This is a genomic window from Porphyrobacter sp. SLTP (assembly GCF_009905735.1).
Lineage (GTDB): Bacteria > Pseudomonadota > Alphaproteobacteria > Sphingomonadales > Sphingomonadaceae > Erythrobacter.
Genome location: NZ_JAAALE010000022.1, coordinates 30,914 through 48,920 on the forward strand (window position 1 = coordinate 30,914; position 18,007 = coordinate 48,920).

Genomic DNA, 18,007 nt, shown 5'->3' on the forward strand with positions numbered 1-18,007 from the left:
ATGGATATCCCGCTCGGTCTTACCTTCGACGACGTGCTGCTCCGTCCCGCGGAAAGCAGCGTGTTGCCGAGCATGGCCGATACCTCGACCCGGCTGACGCGCGAGATTGCGCTCAACATCCCGGTGCTGTCGTCAGCGATGGATACCGTCACCGAAGCCGACATGGCGATTGCGATGGCGCAGCTGGGCGGCATCGGCGTCCTCCACCGCAATCTCGATATCGACGCCCAATGCGCCGCCGTACGCGCGGTGAAGCGTTACGAAAGCGGCATGGTGGTCAATCCCATCACCATCCACCCCGATGCGACGCTGGGTGAGGCCCAGACCCTGATGCAGCTCCACCGGATCAGCGGTATTCCGGTGGTGGACGCGGGCGGCAAGCTCGTCGGCATTCTCACCAATCGCGATGTGCGCTTTGCTGAAAACCCGATGCAGCCGGTGCGTGAGCTGATGACGACCGAGAACCTCGCCACCGTCCCGCTCGGCACGGGGCAGGAAGAGGCGCGCCGCCTGCTGCATGCCCGCCGGATTGAAAAGCTGCTGGTGGTGGATGATGCGTTCCGCTGCATCGGCCTCATTACGGTCAAGGATATCGAAAAGGCGGTCAACTACCCGCACGCCACCAAGGACGGCACCGGCCGCCTGCGCGCGGCGGCGGCGACCACTGTCGGCGATGCCGGGTTTGCCCGCACCGAAGCGCTGGTTGATGCCGAGGTCGACGTGATCGTGATCGACACCGCCCACGGCCACAATATCGAAGTCGCCCGCGCCGTGGAGCGGGTGAAGAAGCTGTCGAACCGGGTGCAGGTGATTGCGGGCAATGTCGCCACCGCCGAAGCGACCCGCGCGTTGGTCGATGCGGGCGCGGATGCGGTCAAGGTCGGGATCGGCCCGGGCTCGATCTGCACCACTCGCGTGGTGGCCGGCGTGGGCGTGCCGCAGCTGACCGCGATCATGGAAAGCGCCGCCGAAGCCGCCAAGTCCGGCGTACCGGTGATCGCCGATGGCGGCCTGCGCACCTCGGGCGATGCGGCCAAGGCGCTGGCAGCGGGGGCGTCCTCCGTGATGATCGGATCGATGCTGGCTGGCACCACCGAAAGCCCGGGTGAAGTGTTCCTCTACCAAGGCCGCAGCTACAAGGCCTATCGCGGCATGGGCTCTGTCGGCGCGATGGCGCGCGGCTCGGCCGACCGCTATTTCCAGCAGGATGTCAGCGCGATGAAGCTGGTGCCCGAAGGGATCGAAGGCCAGGTGCCGTTCAAGGGGCCTGCGTCCGATGTCGTCCACCAGCTCGTCGGCGGGATCAAGGCTGCCATGGGCTATACCGGCTCCTCCACGATTGCCGACTTGCAGGCCCGCGCAAAGTTCGTGCGCATTACCAATGCTGGCCTATCGGAAAGTCATGTCCACGATGTCGCAATCACCCGCGAGGCTCCCAATTACCCGACCCGCTGAATCCTTCCCGTCCCGGGAAGGGGGACCGCGACCCGCAGGGTCGGGGTGGAAGGGCGAGCGACGGTTCTCCCCTCCACCATGCTGCGCATGGTCCCCCTCCCCTGAAGGGGAGGATCGATGACCCCCGCCGCACGGGTTGAGGCGGCTATCGAGCTGCTCGACGTGATCATTCCCGCCGCGCGCGGGAAGGGTGCGCCTGCCGACCGGATCATTGCCGACTATTTCCGCGCCCGCCGCTATGCCGGGTCCAAGGACCGGCGTGCGGTGCGCGATCTGGTCTATCGCGCGATCCGCCTGTGCGGGCCGGTGCCGGATAGCGGCCGGGCAGCGATGCTGGCGGTCGCCGGGCAGGACGAGGCGGTCGCAAGCCTGTTCGATGGCTCGCCCCACGGCCCCGCGCCTCGCGCCGAGGGTGAGGAAGCGGCCAAGACGGCGCTGGCGCCCAAGTGGCTCGCCGCAGCCCTGCGCGCCTCCGGGCTGGGCGGGGTTGAAATCGCCGCGCTGCTGGGCCGCGCGCCGCTCGACCTGCGGGTCAATGCGCTGAAGGCCGACCGCGACAGTCTGACGCTGCCCGAACCGGGCGAGCCGCTCGTGTCAGCGCAAGGATTGCGCTTCGCATCCGGCACGGCGGTCGAGCAGTGGGAGGCTTACACCGAAGGCCTGATCGAAGTGCAGGACCTGGGCAGCCAGCTCATCGTCGAGGCGCTGCCGATTGCGGCTGGCGATACCATCATCGACCTGTGCGCAGGCGGCGGTGGCAAGACGCTGGCGCTGGCCGCACGGCTTGGGAATGCGACGAACATTATCGCCGCCGATACCGACAAGCGGCGTCTCGGCAATCTGGCTCCTCGCGCTGCACGCGCCGGGGCGGCGATCGATTCGACCGTTCTGCTCGATCCGGGCCGCGAAATGCGGGCGCTGGGACCGTGGGCGGGGCGGGCCGATCATGTGCTGGTCGATGCGCCATGCTCGGGCAGCGGAACCTGGCGACGCAGCCCCGAAGGGCGATGGCGGCTCGATCCGGCGGAACTGGCGCGGCTCAACGCCTTGCAGGACCATGTGCTGAAGCTGGCGACGCAGCTGGTGCGGCCCGGTGGTTCGATCGGCTTCGTCACTTGCTCGGTGCTCGATGCCGAAGGGCCGGACCGCATCACCGCCTTCCTGGCGCAGCATCCCGGCTGGTCCGCCGAGCCGCTCACGCTGCCGCTCGGTCGTCCGCGCGGCGGTGGCATCCGGCTCGATCCGCACCATGACGGAACGGATGGTTTTTTCATCGCCTGCTTGCGTTCACCATGATAGCTTCGCATGATATGACCCAGCCTTCCGGTTCCCGGTCTCATGCACTGAAGGAGCTTCTGATGCGTTTTGCGCCTGCTGCCGCCGCGCTGTCCCTGTGTCTGGCCATGACGGCGAGCATCACGATTGCAGGAGATGTCCGCGCGCCCGATCCGCGCGCCGCCGCCTTGATCGCGCAAGGTCAGGCCGCTTTGGCGGCAGGCGAGAGCCAAGCAGCCGTCGATGCCTTCGAAGCCGCACTCGCGGTCGATCCGGGCTACACGCCGATCTTCATCGATCTCGCCGAAGCCGCGCGCCAGCAAGGCCTGCAAGGCAAGGCGATTCGCTATTACCGTGACGCGCTGGAGCGGGACCCGGGCAATTTCGCCGCGATTTCGGGCGAAGGCGCGGCGCTCGTGGAAAAGGGCGCGCTCGAAAAGGCCAAGCGCAACCTTGCCAAGCTGCAAACCATGTGCGGGGATGCTTGCCCCGAAACCGTGGCCTTGCAGAGCAGCATCGCACGGGGGCCTTCGCCGCGCCTCGCGATCGAAAGCAGCACGGACACGGCGCCCGCGTCCAACTGAGCGATCAGATCAGGTCGCGGAACTCCGCCACCAGCGTTTCATAGACCTCGCGTTTGAACGGCACGATCAGCTCGGGCAGCTGATCGGGTGCGACCCATTTCCATGCGTTGAATTCGGGCGGATCGTGGGCTTCCAAGTCAATATCGGCATCCGTGCCGAGGAAGCGGCCGAGGAACCAGTATTGCTCCTGCCCGCGATACTTGCCCTTCCAGACCTTGCCCAGCAGCTCGGGCGGCAGGTCGTAGAGCAAGGGGCGTGAGGCGGGCGCGATGACCTCGACGAGATGGGCCGCAACGCCGATTTCCTCGTGCAATTCACGCAAGGCAGCGTCCTGAATATCCTCGCCCCGGTCGATCCCGCCCTGCGGCATCTGCCAGAAGCCGTGCGCCGACGGATCAATCCGCTGCCCGACGAAGACAAGGCCCTCGGCATTGACCAGCATGAAGCCCGCGCAGGGGCGATAGGGGAGGCCTTCGGGGCTCATGCCGGGCTGCCCAGCATGAACTGCATCGCGGCGATGATGCGTTCGAGATCGCGCTGCGTGCTCGGCACCGCGCCGCGCAGGTTGGTGAAGGAGTGCGTCACCCCGCGCATTTCGAGGAACACGCAATCCCGCCCCGCATCGACCAAGGCCTTGGCATAGGCGCGGCCCGAATCGCGGATCGGATCGAGGCTGGCGGTGACGACGATGGTGGGCGGGGCGGCGGAGTGATCGCCAAGGATCGGGAAGCCGCGCGGGTCGCTGCGGTCTGCGCCGTAGGCGGCATCGAAGAAGGCCATAGTGTCGCCAGTGAGCAGGAAGCCATCCGAGAACGCCGCCATACTGGCTGACCCGTTCGCATCGGCGACCAGCGGGAAGATCGGCACTTGCAGCACGACCGGCACGGCGGCGGGGTTTGCGCCCAGCAATTGCCCGACGACCACCGTGGCATTGCCGCCCGCGCTGTCGCCGATCGTGATAATGCCCGAGGCCTGGCGGCCCAACTCGGCAGGGTTGCCCGCCACCCACCGCGTCGCCGCCTCGCAGTCGAGGATCGCGGCGGGGAAGGGCGCTTCGGGCGCGCGGGCGTAATGCACCGCCACCAGCGGCAGATCGATCAGCGCGGCAATCTCGGAGCACAGCGCGTGATGGGTGTCGAGATCGCCGATCACGAACCCGCCGCCGTGGTAGAACATCACCACCGGCGAGGCTTCGTTGCGGCTCTCGCGGGCGTCATAGAGGCGCAGCGGGATGTCGCCGTTCGGGCCGGGGCAGGCGAGGTCGCGGATTACCGGGAGCGCCCGCGCCGGACGATCAGCGATGCCGTGCATCTTCACATAGGAATCGCGCGCTTCGGCCAGCGTCATGTCGACCAGCTTGGGCCCGTTCACCTGCGCCATCATGTCGAGGAAGGCCTTCATGTCGGGGCGGATGTAAGGCGCGTCGGTCATTGTGGTTCTCTCCCGGGTCTTTCGCGGTGCGATAGGCGAGGGAGGGGCCAAGTTCCAAGCATCTTTGCACTCGCCGCGCGCGGACGGGCGCGCTAACTCCCGAAGCCATGGACAATCTGACACATAGCCTGGTCGGCGCCGTGCTGGGGCAGGCGGGGTTAAAGCGCACCACGGGCCTCGCCATGCCGGCGCTGATCATTGGCGCAAACCTGCCGGACGTGGATGCGGCGTGCTTTTTCTGGCTGGAGGGCACCGAGCACCTCGCCTTCCGCCGCGGCATCACCCACGGCCCGCTTGCGCTGGTGCTGCTGCCCTTGATATTGGCGGGGATGCTGTGGGCGTTTGACCGCTGGCAGACGAAGCGTGGAACGCGGCCCGAGGCGCGTTTGCCGGTGCGGTTTGGCTGGCTCTACGCGATGGCGTTTGTCGGGTGCCTCAGCCACCCGTTCTTTGACTGGCTGAACGTTTACGGCATCCGCTTGTTGGAGCCGTTCTCCTCGCAGTGGTTCTACGGCGATACGCTGTTCATCATCGATGTGTGGCTGTGGGCGGTGCTGATTGCGAGCATCTGGTGGTCGCGGCGGCGGGAAAAGGAGGGGGCAGAGTGGATGCGGCCTGCGCGGGTGGGGATTGCGGTTGGGCTGGCGTATATTGGGGTGAATGCTGGAATATCGGCGTTCCTGGCTAGGCTCGTTGCGGCCGATGCGGTTTTTGCTGACAGCGTGATCATCAGCCCCGTGCCTTTGGCATTTTGGGACCGCGACATTATCGTCGGGCTCAATGGTGCTTACAAATTCGAAAACTCGCCGAGCATTCAAGTAAGCCCCTCGCAATGCGATCTTTCAGCCGCGCGGACAACAAACACGCAGCTCGATGCCTTCCTGTTCTGGTCGCGCGCGCCCTTCCTCACTCGCGCGGAGGATGGCGCGGTGGTGCTGCGCGACGCCCGCTTCACCGACCCGCGTATCGAGGACAGGTTCAGCCTCGCGCTGCCCGATGTGAAGTGCGAGGAACTTACCCCGCCCTAATTCGTCAATACGAGCGAAGCGAAGCAATCCAGAGCGGCACGTGATGCACTCTGGATTGCCGCGTCGCCTTCGGCTCCTCGCAATGACGAATTCTTGAAAGTCCACAATGACCCAACTCGTATGGCTGCGCCGCGATCTGCGCTTGGCCGACAATCCTGCGCTCTACCACGCCGCCAAGGCCGGGCCGGTCATCGCCGTCTATGTGCTCGACGACGAAAGCCCCAAGCATCACGCCTATGGCGGCGCCTCGCGGTGGTGGTTGCATCATTCGCTCAGCAGCCTTGCCAAGAGCCTCGAAGCCCAGGGCAGCAAGCTGATCCTGCAGCGCGGGGAGGCGGTGGCGGAACTCACCAAGCTGGCGGCTGAGACTGGCGCGACGACCATCCACGCCAACCACCATTACGAACCGTGGTGGCTCAATGCCGAGCGGAAGCTGGCGAAGTCGCTCGACCTGCAACTCCACCACGGCAACTATCTGATGCCGCCGGGCAGCATCACCACCGGCACGGGCGGGCAGTATAAGATTTACACCCCCTTCAGCCGCGCCGTGCGCGCCGAGTTTCCGCCGCGCGACGAACTCCCCGCACCCGAAAAGCTGAATGCGCCGGATTGCTGGCCCGCCAGCGATGACCTCGCGTCGTGGAACCTGCTCCCGACCAAGCCCGACTGGTCGGGCGGGATGCGCGACTTCTGGCACGTCGGCGAAGATGCCGCGCAGGAACGCCTCACCGCTTGGGAAGCGGATGTCGACGACTACGACGACAAGCGCAATCTGCCGAGCGTCGACAAAGTCTCGCGCCTCTCGCCGCACCTGCATTTCGGCGAAATCTCGCCGATCCAGATCTGGCACCGCTTCAAGCACAAGCGGTCGGACGGCTGGCGCACCTTCGAGGGCGAGCTGATCTGGCGCGACTATTCGCAGAACGCGATCCTGCAATTCCCCAAATACGCGACGCAAAACTACCGCGAGGATTTCGACCGCTTCCCGTGGCGCGATCCCGCGACCGACCCCGCCGCCGCGCGCGATCTCAAGGCGTGGCAAGAGGGCCGCACCGGCTATCCCATCGTCGATGCGGGGATGCGCCAGCTGTGGCAGACCGGGTGGATGCACAACCGCGTGCGGATGATCACCGCGAGCTTCCTCATCAAGCACCTGTTGATCGACTGGCGCGAGGGGGAAAAGTGGTTCTGGGACACGTTGTGCGACGCCGACTATGCCTCCAACGCCACCAACTGGCAGTGGACGGCGGGGACGGGTGTGGACAGCAATATGTTCAGCCGGATCATGGCCCCGCTCAGCCAGTCGGAGAAGTTCGACGCGGCGCGTTATATCCGGACTTACGTGCCGGAACTGAAGGGCATCGACGAACCTTACGTGCACGATCCCGAGGAGTTCGGGCGCAGGCCCGCAGGCTATCCCCGCAAGATCGTCCCGCACCGGCAGGCGCGTGAACGGGCGCTGGCGGCGCTCAAGACGCTGAAGGACGGCTAAAGCGGGCTTGCCCGGAAGCGCTGCGTCCGCCTATGCCCGCGTGAGAGAAAAAACGGGAGGACGGGATGATGCGCGCGGATCGGCGATTGGCAGGAGTGGTTTCGGGTCTGGCGCTGGCGGCGCTGCTCGGCGGGTGTGCGGCAAGCGCTGACACCGCGCCCACGGTGGCTGCTGGCCCCGCGGCGCCCGCCGTGCAGCTCACCCAGCCACCCGCGCGCGATCCTTCGGAGCTGGCCGTGCTGTTCTGGAATGACAGCCAGCGCTCGGAGCGCTTCCGCGCGATGGAGCAATGGTTCGCCGGGCACGAAGTCCCCGCCGCCAAGACGCCGCGCGCGCTGCCCAAGGGCACGCCGCTCAGCCCTGCCTTGCAGGCCGAGATCACCGCCTTGATGCAGGCGACCAAGACCGCCGGCGTGATGGTGCTGGTCGATGGCAAGGTCGTACACGAGGAATACGGCCTCGGCCTCAAACCCACCGACCGCTGGACGAGCTTCTCGGTCGCCAAGAGCTTCACCTCCACGCTGCTCGGCGCGGCGGTGAAGGACGGGTTCATCACCAGCCTCGATGATCCGGTGACCAAGTATATCCCCGGCCTCAAGGGTTCGGCCTACGACGGCGTGACCGTCCGCCAGCTTGCGACCATGACCAGCGGCGTGAAGTGGAACGAGGATTACACCGACGCCAATTCCGACGTCGCTCAGATGAACCGCTTTGTGGTGGAATACGGCCCCGAGGCGATCGTGGCGCAGATGAAATCGCTGCCGCGTGAGGCCGAACCGGGTGCAAAGTGGGTCTACAAGACCGGCGAGACCAACCTCATCGGCGTCCTGGTCGAGAACGCGGTTGGCGAGCCGTTGGCGGAATATGCGCAGGCCAAGATCACCGAGCCGGCCGGGTTTGCAGGCGGGCTGTTCTGGATGGTCGATCCGCGCGGCGGGAATATCGGCGGATGCTGCCTGTCGATCACGCTTGGCGACTATGCCCGCATGGGCCAGTTCGTGCTGGAAGGCGGTAAGGGTGCGGTGCCCGAAGGCTGGTTTGCCGAGGCGACCGACAGCGCGGTTGATTTCGGGACGAGCGGTTTCGGTTATGGCTACCAGTGGTGGACCTATCCGCAGGGCACGTTCGGAGCTCAAGGGATCTTCGGTCAGGGCATCACGCTGTTTCCCGACAAGCGCGTGGTCTTCGCCTATGTCGGCAATTGGGCCACGGCCAGCGGCGGGCCGGAGCGCGGCCAGTTCCTCGATCTGAGCCGGAAGGTCGCGGCAGAGGCGAAGTAAGCGCCTTCGCTGCCCTCAGATCATCTGCCGATAAACGCCGACGTTGCTGTAACGTTGCAGGATGTTGTCGTGGACGATCGGGCTGAGCAGCTCGCTGAAGGCGCAGCCGACGATGCAGTTGTCCCACCACACGACCTCGGCCTGAAGCGATTCGAGGCCGGGCAGCGTCAGCCAGCACATCTGGCCTTCGTGCATCCGGTTGATCGACGCGGCCGAGAAGCCGGAGATCGACAGGTCATGCACCACGCTCTGGAACGCACGTCCGCCCGAGGCGCGCAAGGTCGCCGGGATCGTGAGCCGCGTCCGCGGGCTGCACCGATCTTCCTGCGCTGCGGAGCTGTAGGGATCTGAACTCAGGGGCATTGCTTTAGCCTTGTACTGAAAGCTGTGGTCTCTCCGGGCGATGTGGTCCACGCGGGAGTTTGCCCCAGCGATCGTAAAGCGCGGGTTTCAGCAAATGGTTAACGCAGGCGTAAGCAGGCGTGGTTTCAGCCGATCCGTTCACGGTGGAGGCTGTCAAAACCCTCCACCAGCAGCGCCAGCAAGCGGTCGGCCACCACTTCGGGGGCCTTGACCGTTGCAGGGTCTTCGCCCGGATAGGCCCGCGCGCGCATTTCGGTGCGGGTGGCGCCGGGATCGATGATCGCGACGCGCAGGGGGCTGAGCCGCTCGACCTCGGCGGCATAGGTTTCGAGCAGGTTCTCGAACGCGGCTTTGGTTGCGCCGTAAGCGCCCCAATAGGGTCGCGGCGCGGCTGCCACGCTGCTGGTGAGGCCGATGATCCGGCCTGCCTCGGCGCGGCGCAGCAGCGGGTCGAACCCGGCGAGCAGCGCCTGGGTGGCGACCACATTGGTCAGCAGCGCCTGATTGAACGGCTTGGGTTCGATCTGCGAGGTGGGCGTCAGTTCGGGCAGATAGGCCGCCGCCAGCACCATGATGTCGAGCGTCTGCCAGCGCCCCGCGATCGCCGAGGCGAGGCGGGTGACGGCATCCGGCTCGGTCAGGTCGATCGGCGCGATGGTCGATGTGCCGCCAAAGGCATGGATTTCGTCCTCGACCGCTTCCAGCGCCTTGACCTTGCGCGCCACCAGAATGACGTGCGCGCCTGCGCGGGCCAGCGCCTTGGCGGTGGCAGCACCGATCCCGCGGCTGGAGCCGGTGACAAGCGCGGTGCGGCCGGAAAGCGGCTTGGCAATATCGGTCATGACGGGTCAGGCAGCCTTGGGATCAGCAAAGGGAAGTTCGGCGCTCTTCTGTTCGGCGAGCGCCAGGTCGGTCAGCGACGTCGGATAGTCGCCGGTAAAGCAGGCATCGCAGAATTGCGGGCAGGTTGTGTTGCGCGCCTGTGATCCCACCGCGCGGTAAAGCCCGTCAATCGAGATGAAGGCGAGGCTGTCGGCCTTGATGAACTGGCGCATCGGCTCCAGCTCCATCCGTGCGGCCAGAAGCTTGGAGCGTTCGGGCGTATCGACGCCGTAGAAGCAGGAATGTGCGGTCGGCGGACTGGCGACGCGGAAATGGACTTCCTTGGCGCCTGCTTCGCGCATCATCTCGACGATCTTCATCGAGGTGGTGCCGCGCACGATCGAATCGTCGATCAGCACGATGCGCTTGCCTTCGACCAGTGCGCGGTTGGCGTTATGCTTGCGCTTTACGCTCGAATGGCGCGCGCCGTCCGATGGCTGAATAAAGGTCCGCCCGACATAGTGCGAGCGGATGATGCCGAGTTCGAACGGCAGACCCGATTCCTGAGCAAAGCCGATCGCCGCCGGCACGCCGCTGTCGGGCACCGGCACCACCAGATCGGCCTCGCACGGGGATTCGAGCGCGAGTTGCATCCCGATGGCCTTGCGCGCCTCGTAAACCGAGCGCCCGGCAAAGACAGAATCGGGGCGGCTGAAATAGACGTGTTCGAAGATGCAGGGGCGCGGGGCGGGGCTGCCGAACGGGCGGACCGAGCGGATGTCTCCGGCAAAATCGACCAGCACCAGCTCGCCCGGTTCGATCTCGCGGATCACTTCGGCGCCGACGACGTCGAAGGCGACGGTTTCGGAGGCGAACAGGATCGCATCACCCATGCGGCCCATCACCAGCGGGCGGATGCCGAGCGGATCGCGGCAGGCGATCATGCCCTCGGGCGTCATCACGATCAGCGCATAGGCACCTTCGACCAGACGCAGGGCATCCACCAGCCGGTCGGCAATGGTGGGATAGCGGCTGGTGGCGACGAGGTGGATGATCACCTCGGTATCGGAGGTCGACTGGAAGATCGAACCCTTGTTCACCAGATCGGTGCGCAGGCTCATCGCATTCGAGATATTGCCGTTATGCGCGACCGCGAAGCCGCCGCTCGCCAGATCGGCGTAGAGCGGCTGGACATTGCGCAGGCCCGATCCGCCGGTGGTGGAATAGCGCACATGGCCCGCGGCCATCTGGCCGGGCAGGGCGGCGATGGCTTCGGACGAGGAGAAATTCTCGGCGACATGGCCAAGCCCGCGGCTGGCGAAGAATTCCTTGCCGTCAAAGCTGACAATCCCGGCGGCTTCCTGCCCGCGATGCTGGAGCGCGTGGAGGCCCAGCGCGGTCGTCGCCGCCGCGTCATTGGCGCGGACCGCGCCGAAGATTCCGCATTCCTCGCGCAGCTTGTCGCCATCGACATCAAGGAAGGGGTGAGTCACATTGAGGGGCGTCATCGGCATCACCAGACCTGTCCGCGAACCATGCTGCTGCGGCGCAAGGCTCCAATGGCGATGTGACGGATCAATTACAAGTCAAAGCACGCTCATCTGCCCCGGCTTTTTGCTGACTGGCGTGTGACAGGCCGGTGCGGGGGCAGGTCGCAACATTGGATTGCCGCGAGCAGACAGGCGCTCTACAGGCAGGGTTCAGCCAATAACGGGCAACCCGCACCTCTCATGCTCTCCCCCTTCGAATGGATGATCGCCAAACGCTACCTCTGGCCCGGCAAGGGGGAGGCATTCATTGCGCTTGTCGCGGGCATATCGGTCGGCGTGGTGGCGCTTTCGGTGGCGCTGCTGGTGGTCGTGATGAGCGTGATGAACGGCTTTCGCGGCGAATTGCTCGACAAGATCGTGGGGCTCAACGGCCATGCGGTGGTGCAGGGTTATGATGGCAAGCTCAACGACTGGCGCGATGTCATGGCCGATATCGAGAAGACACCGGGCGTGGTTGAAGTCTCCCCGCTGATCGAGCGCCCTTTGCTCACCAGCTTCGGCGGGCGGGTTGAGGCGATCTTCCTGCGCGGCCAGTCCGACAAGGATATTGCCGCTTTGGGCGAGAAGGTGCTGCTGGGCGATATCCGCAGTCTGGCCGAGCCCGGACCGGACGGCATGGGCCGGGTCGCGATTGGCAGCCGTCTGGCGCAGAACCTCGGCATCCGGGTGGGCGACGTTATCACCATCATCAATCCGGCGGGGCGCACTACACCCTTCGGCACCTCGATCCGGCAGGTCGGCTATGAAGTCGGCGCGATTTTCGAGGTCGGGATCTACACCTTCGACGAGAAGTTCGTGATGCTGCCGCTGAAGGATGCCCAGCAATTGCTATTGATGGGCGATTCCGTCGCGCAGATCGAAGTGACGGTGGATGATCCGGACAAGGTCGGCGAAATTCTCGCCCCCGTCTCCGCGCGGCTGACCGGCAAGGCGCTGATCGCTGATTGGAAGACGATGAACTCGGCGCTGTTCGAAGCCTTGCAGGTGGAGCGGGTCGCGATGTTCTTTGCGCTGTCGTTCATGGTTTTGGTTGCGGCGTTCAACATTCTTTCCAGCCTCGTCATGCTGGTGCGCGCCAAGACCCGCGACATTGCGATCATGCGCACGATGGGCGCGACGCGGCGCTCGATGCTCAAGATTTTCGTGACGACCGGCACCACGGTGGGCGCGATCGGGACGATGACGGGTCTGGCACTCGGCGCGATCATCCTGTTCTTCCGCGAGCCGATTGTCGATTTCATTGCCTTTGCCACCGGACAGGAAATCTGGGACCCGCAGGTGCGGTTCCTCTCCACCCTGCCGTCGCGCACCGATCCGTGGGAAGTCTTCGGCATTGTCATGCTGGCGCTGGGGATGAGCTTCCTGGCGACGCTCTATCCCGCGCTCAAGGCGGCGAACACCGATCCGGTGCAGGTGCTGCGTTATGAGTAGTCCGCTCGTCACCGGGGCGCCGATCGTGTCCCTGCGCGGATTGAAGCGCGCCTTTGAACAGGGCGGGCAGCGGATCGAGGTGCTGCGCGGCATCGATCTCGATATCATGCCGGGTGAGATCGTGGCGCTGCTGGGACCGTCGGGCTCGGGCAAATCGACCATGCTGCAAGCCGTCGGCCTACTCGAAGGCGGGTTCGAAGGCTCGATCAGCGTGGCGGGCGAGCGTGCCGAAGACCTCGCCAGCGATCAGCGGACCCGGCTCAGGCGCGAACATCTCGGCTTCGTCTACCAGTTCCACCACCTGCTGCCCGATTTCAACGCGCGCGAGAATGTGGTGATGCCGCAGATGATCCTCGGCGTGGCGCGGCCAGAGGCAGAAGCGCGGGCTGACAGCTTGCTCACCAGCCTCGGCCTCGGCCAGCGCCTGACCCATCGCCCGAGCCAGCTTTCGGGCGGAGAGCAACAGCGTGTCGCCGTCGCCCGCGCGCTTGCCAACCGGCCCACACTGGTGCTGGCGGACGAGCCGACCGGCAACCTCGATGAAGTCACCGCTGACAATGTGCTGGCCGAGTTTCTCGCGCTGGTGCGGGGTGAAGGCAGCGCGGCGCTGGTGGCGACCCACAACGAACGCCTCGCGGCGAAAATGGACCGGGTGGTGCGCCTCAAGGAAGGTGTACTCGTTTAGTCGCATTAACAGGGGATCACGGACATGACGACGATTGCCGACTTCACCGTCACCACCAACCGGGGTGAGCCCCTCGACCTCAAGGACAAGCTTGGCACGGTGCTGCTGGTGGTCAACACCGCGAGCAAATGCGGCTTCACCCCCCAGTATGACGGGCTGGAAAAGCTGTTCCAGCAATACAAGGATCAGGGTTTCGAAGTGCTGGGCTTCCCCTGCAACCAGTTCGGCGGTCAGGAACCCGGCAATGCCGACGAGATCGCCGAATTCTGCAAGGTCAATTTCGGCGTCACCTTCCCGCTGATGGCCAAGATTGACGTCAACGGCACCAAGGCCTCGCCTTTGTACGACTGGATGAAGACCTCGGCCAAGGGGCTGATGGGGTCGACCTCAATCAAGTGGAACTTCACCAAGTTCCTGATCGGACGGGATGGCAAGGTGGTGAAGCGCTACGGCCCGACCGACGCGCCCGAGAAGATCGCGCGGGATATTGAAGCGCTGCTGTGAACTTTTGCGCCGGCCTGTGCACAGGATAAGCGGCGGGGCGCTTTGAGAATCGCTGCGAATTCCTAGATTGCGAAGGATGCCCTTTGCTCCCTTCGTCCCCCTGCGCGTGCTTTCGTCCTATTCGATGCTCGAAGGCGCGATCGATCCCAAGGACATTGCCAAGCTGGCGAAGGAGCGTGGCTATCCGGCCATCGCTATTTGCGACCGCAACGGGCTCTACGGCATCATGGCCTTCGCCGCCGCCTGCAAGAGCGAAGGCGTGCAGCCGATCATCGGCGCATTGCTGGGCGTGGCGCGGGATGATGAGCGCGGCGGGGTCGATTACCTGCCACTGTTTGCGCAGGACGACGCGGGCTATGACAACCTGTGCTACCTGGTCTCCTCCGCACACCTCGACCGGCCGCTCGAACGCGATCCGCATGTCACGCTCAATGATCTTGAGGGCCGCACTGCTGGCCTGATAGCGCTGACCGGCGCGGGTGAGGGCGGGCTCACGCGGCTACTGGCGGAGGGGCAGCATGAGGCCGCCGCGCGGCTCGCTGACCGGCTGGAGGCGCTGTTTCCGGGGCGGCTCTATCTCGAACTCGCGCGCCACGGCGATCCGGTGTGCGAACGCGCCGAGGATCCGCTGATCGACCTCGCCTACGCGCGAGGCCTGCCGCTGGTGGCCACCAACCCGGCCAACTTTGCCGAACCGCATATGCACAAGGCGCATGACGCCATGCTGTGCATTGCCAATTCGACCCAGATCGATGCGGATGATCGCCCGCGCTCCAACCCGCAGGCCTTCGTCAAATCGGCGGCGATGATGGAGGAGGCCTTTGCCGACCTTCCCGAGGCGACCGCCAATACCCTGGTGATCGCCCAGCGCTGCGCCTTTGCGCCGCCGTACCGCAAGCCGATCCTGCCCAGCCTCGCCGGCGATCTTTCGGGCGAGGCGCGGATGCTGGCGGAGGATTCGCGCGCCGGGCTTGAAGCGCGGCTTTCTGCCTATCCCGATCTCACAGAGGAAGAGCGCAAGGTCTATTTCGACCGCCTCGAATTCGAGATCAATGTCATCGTCAACATGGGCTTCCCCGGTTACTTCCTGATCGTTGCCGACTTCATCAAGTGGGCCAAGGATCAGGGCATCCCCGTGGGGCCGGGGCGCGGGTCGGGGGCAGGCTCGGCGGTGGCATGGGCGCTGACGATCACCGATCTTGATCCGATCCGGCTGGGCCTGCTGTTCGAGCGCTTCTTGAACCCCGAACGCGTGTCGATGCCCGACTTCGATATCGACTTCTGCGAAACGCGGCGCGGCGAAGTGATCCGCTATGTGCAGCAGAAATACGGCAGCGATCACGTCGCGCAGATCATCACCTTCGGCAAGCTGAAAGCGCGCGCGGTGCTGCGCGACTGCGGGCGTATCTTGCAGATGAGCTATGGTCAGGTCGACCGGCTCTGCAAGATGGTGCCCAACCACCCGACGGACCCCTGGCCGCTGCCCCGCGCGCTCAACGGCGCGGCGGATTTCCGGCGCGAGTATGACAACGACAAGGACGTGAAGCGCCTCGTCGATCTGGCGATGCAGCTGGAGGGCTTGCCCCGCAATTCCTCAACCCACGCAGCGGGCGTCGTGATCGGGGATCGTCCGCTGGCGCAGTTGGTGCCGCTTTACCGCGACCCGCGTTCCGATATGCCGGTGACGCAATTCGACATGAAGTATGTCGAATCCTCAGGCTTGGTGAAGTTCGACTTCCTCGGGCTGAAGACCCTGTCGGTGCTGCGCAAGGCGGTCGATCTGCTGGAAGCGCGCGGCATCACCATCGATCTGGGCGCGCTGCCGTTGGACGACGCGCAGGTCTACAACCTGATGCAGACCGGCAATACCGTCGGCGTGTTCCAGCTGGAATCGGAAGGGATGCGCCGCACGCTGAAGGCGGTGAAGCCGACCAATTTTGGCGACATCATCGCGCTCGTCTCGCTCTATCGCCCCGGCCCGATGGATAACATCCCGCTGTTCGGCCAGCGCAAGGCCGGTGTGGTACCGATCGAATATCCGCACCCCAAGCTCGAGGGCATCCTCGCCGAAACCTACGGCATCTTCGTCTATCAGGAACAGGTCATGCAGGCCGCGCAGGTGCTGGCGGGCTATTCGCTCGGCGATGCAGACCTGCTGCGCCGCGCGATGGGCAAGAAGGTGCAGGCCGAAATGGACGCCCAGCGCGGGCGCTTCTGTGAGGGTTGCAAGGCAAGCTCTGGCATCGAGGCCAAGCGCGCGAACGAGCTGTTCGACTTGATCGACAAGTTCGCAGGCTACGGCTTCAACAAATCCCACGCGGCCGCCTATGCGCTGCTCGCTTACCAGACCGCGTGGCTGAAGGCGCATTACCCGGAAGAATTCTTCGCCGCCTCGATGTGTTTCGACATGCACCAGTCGGAGAAGCTCAACGTCTTCGTTGACGATGCGCGCCGCTATCCCAACGGCCATGGCGGGGTTGAGGTGCTGGCGCCCTGCATCAACGCCAGTGAAGCCGAGTTCACCGTCGAGCAGACGGATACGGGCTACGCGGTGCGCTATGCGCTCGCGGGCATTCGCAATGTCGGCGAAAAGGCGATGGATGCGATCGTGGCCGAGCGCGCGGCGAACGGGCCTTTCGCCAGCCTCAAGGACCTGTTCGAGCGCCTGCCGCAAGGCACGATGAACCGCCGCCAACTCGAAGGGCTGATCTGCGCGGGCGCGTTTGACGGGCTCGAGCCCAATCGCGCGCTGCTGTTCGCCAACGCCGATCTGCTGATGGCCGTGGCCGATGCCGCGATCCGTGAGCGGTCGAGCGGTCAGGTCGGGCTGTTCGGCGGCGATGCAGGGCCGGCGGAAGATTTGCGCCTCCAGCCGTGCGAGCCGTGGTCGCGCACCGACCGGATGGCCAAGGAGCGCGAGAATTTCGGGTTCTATTTCTCCGCCCACCCGGTGCAGCAGTTCCGCGATGTCGCCTCGGCCAATGGCGCGCGCACCTATCAGAGCCTGATGGAAGCGGGCGCGCCTGCGGGCGGGCGCGGGTCGGCGGTGATGGCGGTGATGGTCGAAGGCATCACCAAGGCCCGCACGCGCAAGGGTGGCACCTTTGTGCGGGCGGATTTCTCCGATAGTTCGGGGCAATTCTCAGCCGCCTGTTTCGAAGAGGCGCTCGTCCCGCAGTTCGAACGCTGGGCGGCGGATGGCGAATGCCTGCTGCTGACGGTGGAGCTGGACGCGCCAAGTCCGGACGAGCCGCCCCGCCTCACCGTGCGCGGCGCACGCCCCTTGGCCGCAGTAATCGGTTCAACGGCCATGGAGCTTTCGGCCGATATTGCCTCGGTCGAAGCCTTGCGCGAACTCCAGATCGAACTTGCCGCAGCCCAAGGCGAGCGCCCGACCGGCTCCGGTGAAGTGCTGGTGCGGTTGATGCTGGCCGACGGCGATCAGGTGCAGATGCGGCTTGGCAGCAATTTCGTGCTGAATGGCGAGCTGGCCGAGCGGCTGGCTGCGGTCGAGGGTATCGCCAAGGTTGCGCTGGTGCCGCTCAAGAAGCGCGGCAACCTGCGACTGGTCGCCTGAGCGGACACGAAAAAGGGGGCGGATCGCGCCGCCCCCCTCTAATTCATCCGTCAGACGGCGTGAGGATTACATCCCCGAACCCGGGCCGTAGCTCACTTCAACGCGGCGGTTCTGCGCTTCGCGCACGCCGTCAGCGGTCGGCACGCGCGGCTGGCTTTCACCAAACGCTTCGCCCGAAATCTGACCCGAAGGAATGCCGCGACCGGTCATGTAGCTGCGCACAGCTTCGTTACGACGTCCGGCGAGCGCCATGTTGTACTGCGCGCTCCCGGCCTTGTCGGTGTGACCGGCCAGCATCACGCGCGCCATGCCGCAATTGGCATAGGCGGTAACCGCGTTGTTCAGGATCGTCGACGCTTCGGGCGAGATGTCCGAACGGTCGAAATCGAAGAACACGATGTACGGGCCGGTGTTGCACGCAGCCTTGGGCGGCGGCGGGGGAGCGACCGGAGCCGGCGGCGGCGGCGTTGGTATTGCCAACATGAAGCTCCCGGTCGACGTGGCTGGCGTTGGCACCGTGATTGACGACA

16 protein-coding genes are annotated in these 18,007 nt (G+C 65.3%); 10 read left to right on the plus strand and 6 right to left on the minus strand.

The features are described from left to right. The 3 genes from guaB to GVM20_RS14750 all read left to right on the plus strand — a co-directional run bounded on the left by guaB (nucleotide 1) and on the right by GVM20_RS14750 (nucleotide 3,314). Nucleotides 1–1,455, plus strand: a complete 1,455-nt coding sequence (gene guaB, locus GVM20_RS14740; protein WP_166547948.1) for an IMP dehydrogenase — start codon at nucleotides 1–3, stop codon at nucleotides 1,453–1,455. Nucleotides 1,456–1,572: 117 nt separating this feature from the next. Continuing rightward, nucleotides 1,573–2,751: an RsmB/NOP family class I SAM-dependent RNA methyltransferase gene (locus GVM20_RS14745; RefSeq protein WP_166547949.1), complete on the plus strand. Its 1,179-nt coding sequence runs from the start codon at nucleotides 1,573–1,575 to the stop codon at nucleotides 2,749–2,751. A 62-nt stretch (nucleotides 2,752–2,813) separates the two neighbouring features. Further along, the gene (locus tag GVM20_RS14750; protein ID WP_234032041.1) at nucleotides 2,814–3,314 is read left to right on the plus strand and encodes a tetratricopeptide repeat protein; all 501 of its coding nucleotides are present in this window, start codon (nucleotides 2,814–2,816) and stop codon (nucleotides 3,312–3,314) included. A 4-nt stretch (nucleotides 3,315–3,318) separates the two neighbouring features. Here GVM20_RS14750 and GVM20_RS14755 read toward each other — a convergent pair whose 3' ends face one another. Next, nucleotides 3,319–3,798, minus strand: a complete 480-nt coding sequence (locus GVM20_RS14755) for an RNA pyrophosphohydrolase (RefSeq protein WP_166547951.1) — start codon at nucleotides 3,796–3,798, stop codon at nucleotides 3,319–3,321. Further along, on the minus strand, nucleotides 3,795–4,745 hold the full coding sequence (locus GVM20_RS14760) for an alpha/beta hydrolase (RefSeq protein ID WP_166547952.1): 951 nt from the start codon (nucleotides 4,743–4,745) through the stop codon (nucleotides 3,795–3,797). The genes GVM20_RS14755 and GVM20_RS14760 overlap by 4 nt, the downstream gene beginning before the upstream one ends. 107 nt (nucleotides 4,746–4,852) lie before the next feature. Here GVM20_RS14760 and GVM20_RS14765 point away from each other — a divergent pair, with 107 nt between their 5' ends. The 3 genes from GVM20_RS14765 (at nucleotide 4,853) to GVM20_RS14775 (ending at nucleotide 8,545) form a co-directional block, all read left to right on the plus strand. Then, nucleotides 4,853–5,773: a metal-dependent hydrolase gene (locus tag GVM20_RS14765; protein WP_166547953.1), complete on the plus strand. Its 921-nt coding sequence runs from the start codon at nucleotides 4,853–4,855 to the stop codon at nucleotides 5,771–5,773. 106 nt (nucleotides 5,774–5,879) lie between these two features. Beyond that, a complete protein-coding gene (locus GVM20_RS14770) occupies nucleotides 5,880–7,265 on the plus strand; it encodes a cryptochrome/photolyase family protein (protein WP_166547954.1) in 1,386 nt (461 codons plus the stop codon). A 65-nt stretch (nucleotides 7,266–7,330) separates the two neighbouring features. After that, a complete protein-coding gene (locus tag GVM20_RS14775) occupies nucleotides 7,331–8,545 on the plus strand; it encodes a serine hydrolase domain-containing protein (protein ID WP_353653171.1) in 1,215 nt (404 codons plus the stop codon). A 15-nt stretch (nucleotides 8,546–8,560) separates the two neighbouring features. Here GVM20_RS14775 and GVM20_RS14780 read toward each other — a convergent pair whose 3' ends face one another. The 3 genes from GVM20_RS14780 to purF form a co-directional block, all read right to left on the minus strand. Next, complete coding sequence (locus tag GVM20_RS14780) at nucleotides 8,561–8,908, minus strand: PilZ domain-containing protein (protein WP_166547955.1); 348 nt, start codon at nucleotides 8,906–8,908, stop codon at nucleotides 8,561–8,563. Between the two features lie 125 nt (nucleotides 8,909–9,033). Further along, nucleotides 9,034–9,750: an SDR family NAD(P)-dependent oxidoreductase gene (locus GVM20_RS14785; protein ID WP_166547956.1), complete on the minus strand. Its 717-nt coding sequence runs from the start codon at nucleotides 9,748–9,750 to the stop codon at nucleotides 9,034–9,036. A gap of 6 nt (nucleotides 9,751–9,756) precedes the next feature. Further along, on the minus strand, nucleotides 9,757–11,244 hold the full coding sequence (gene purF / locus GVM20_RS14790) for an amidophosphoribosyltransferase (RefSeq protein WP_199799638.1): 1,488 nt from the start codon (nucleotides 11,242–11,244) through the stop codon (nucleotides 9,757–9,759). Between the two features lie 216 nt (nucleotides 11,245–11,460). Here purF and GVM20_RS14795 point away from each other — a divergent pair, with 216 nt between their 5' ends. The 4 genes from GVM20_RS14795 (at nucleotide 11,461) to dnaE (ending at nucleotide 17,477) form a co-directional block, all read left to right on the plus strand. Next, a complete protein-coding gene (locus tag GVM20_RS14795) occupies nucleotides 11,461–12,711 on the plus strand; it encodes a lipoprotein-releasing ABC transporter permease subunit (protein ID WP_166547957.1) in 1,251 nt (416 codons plus the stop codon). Next, nucleotides 12,704–13,396 carry an ABC transporter ATP-binding protein gene (locus GVM20_RS14800; RefSeq protein ID WP_166547958.1) on the plus strand — a complete coding sequence of 231 codons (693 nt, stop codon included), beginning with the start codon at nucleotides 12,704–12,706 and terminating at the stop codon, nucleotides 13,394–13,396. Before GVM20_RS14795 ends, GVM20_RS14800 begins: the two co-directional genes overlap by 8 nt. Nucleotides 13,397–13,420: 24 nt before the next feature. Continuing rightward, nucleotides 13,421–13,900: a glutathione peroxidase gene (locus GVM20_RS14805; protein ID WP_199799639.1), complete on the plus strand. Its 480-nt coding sequence runs from the start codon at nucleotides 13,421–13,423 to the stop codon at nucleotides 13,898–13,900. Between the two features lie 76 nt (nucleotides 13,901–13,976). Continuing rightward, nucleotides 13,977–17,477: a DNA polymerase III subunit alpha gene (dnaE, locus tag GVM20_RS14810; RefSeq protein ID WP_166547959.1), complete on the plus strand. Its 3,501-nt coding sequence runs from the start codon at nucleotides 13,977–13,979 to the stop codon at nucleotides 17,475–17,477. 66 nt (nucleotides 17,478–17,543) lie between these two features. Here the strand turns inward: dnaE and GVM20_RS14815 are convergent. Then, nucleotides 17,544–18,007 (minus strand): OmpA family protein (locus GVM20_RS14815; RefSeq protein ID WP_166547960.1); only part of this gene is annotated, 464 nt, incomplete at its 5' end.

Coding starts and splice junctions, on each gene's coding strand:
- dnaE (WP_166547959.1), top strand. CDS start 13,977: ATGCCCTTTGCTCCCTTCGTCCCCCTGCGCGTGCTTTCGTCCTATTCG.
- GVM20_RS14770 (WP_166547954.1), top strand. CDS start 5,880: ATGACCCAACTCGTATGGCTGCGCCGCGATCTGCGCTTGGCCGACAAT.
- guaB (WP_166547948.1), top strand. CDS start 1: ATGGATATCCCGCTCGGTCTTACCTTCGACGACGTGCTGCTCCGTCCC.
- GVM20_RS14765 (WP_166547953.1), top strand. CDS start 4,853: ATGGACAATCTGACACATAGCCTGGTCGGCGCCGTGCTGGGGCAGGCG.
- purF (WP_199799638.1), bottom strand. CDS start 11,244: ATGCCGATGACGCCCCTCAATGTGACTCACCCCTTCCTTGATGTCGAT.
- GVM20_RS14760 (WP_166547952.1), bottom strand. CDS start 4,745: ATGACCGACGCGCCTTACATCCGCCCCGACATGAAGGCCTTCCTCGAC.
- GVM20_RS14780 (WP_166547955.1), bottom strand. CDS start 8,908: ATGCCCCTGAGTTCAGATCCCTACAGCTCCGCAGCGCAGGAAGATCGG.
- GVM20_RS14795 (WP_166547957.1), top strand. CDS start 11,461: ATGCTCTCCCCCTTCGAATGGATGATCGCCAAACGCTACCTCTGGCCC.
- GVM20_RS14750 (WP_234032041.1), top strand. CDS start 2,814: ATGCGTTTTGCGCCTGCTGCCGCCGCGCTGTCCCTGTGTCTGGCCATG.
- GVM20_RS14805 (WP_199799639.1), top strand. CDS start 13,421: ATGACGACGATTGCCGACTTCACCGTCACCACCAACCGGGGTGAGCCC.
- GVM20_RS14785 (WP_166547956.1), bottom strand. CDS start 9,750: ATGACCGATATTGCCAAGCCGCTTTCCGGCCGCACCGCGCTTGTCACC.
- GVM20_RS14775 (WP_353653171.1), top strand. CDS start 7,331: ATGATGCGCGCGGATCGGCGATTGGCAGGAGTGGTTTCGGGTCTGGCG.
- GVM20_RS14800 (WP_166547958.1), top strand. CDS start 12,704: ATGAGTAGTCCGCTCGTCACCGGGGCGCCGATCGTGTCCCTGCGCGGA.
- GVM20_RS14745 (WP_166547949.1), top strand. CDS start 1,573: ATGACCCCCGCCGCACGGGTTGAGGCGGCTATCGAGCTGCTCGACGTG.
- GVM20_RS14755 (WP_166547951.1), bottom strand. CDS start 3,798: ATGAGCCCCGAAGGCCTCCCCTATCGCCCCTGCGCGGGCTTCATGCTG.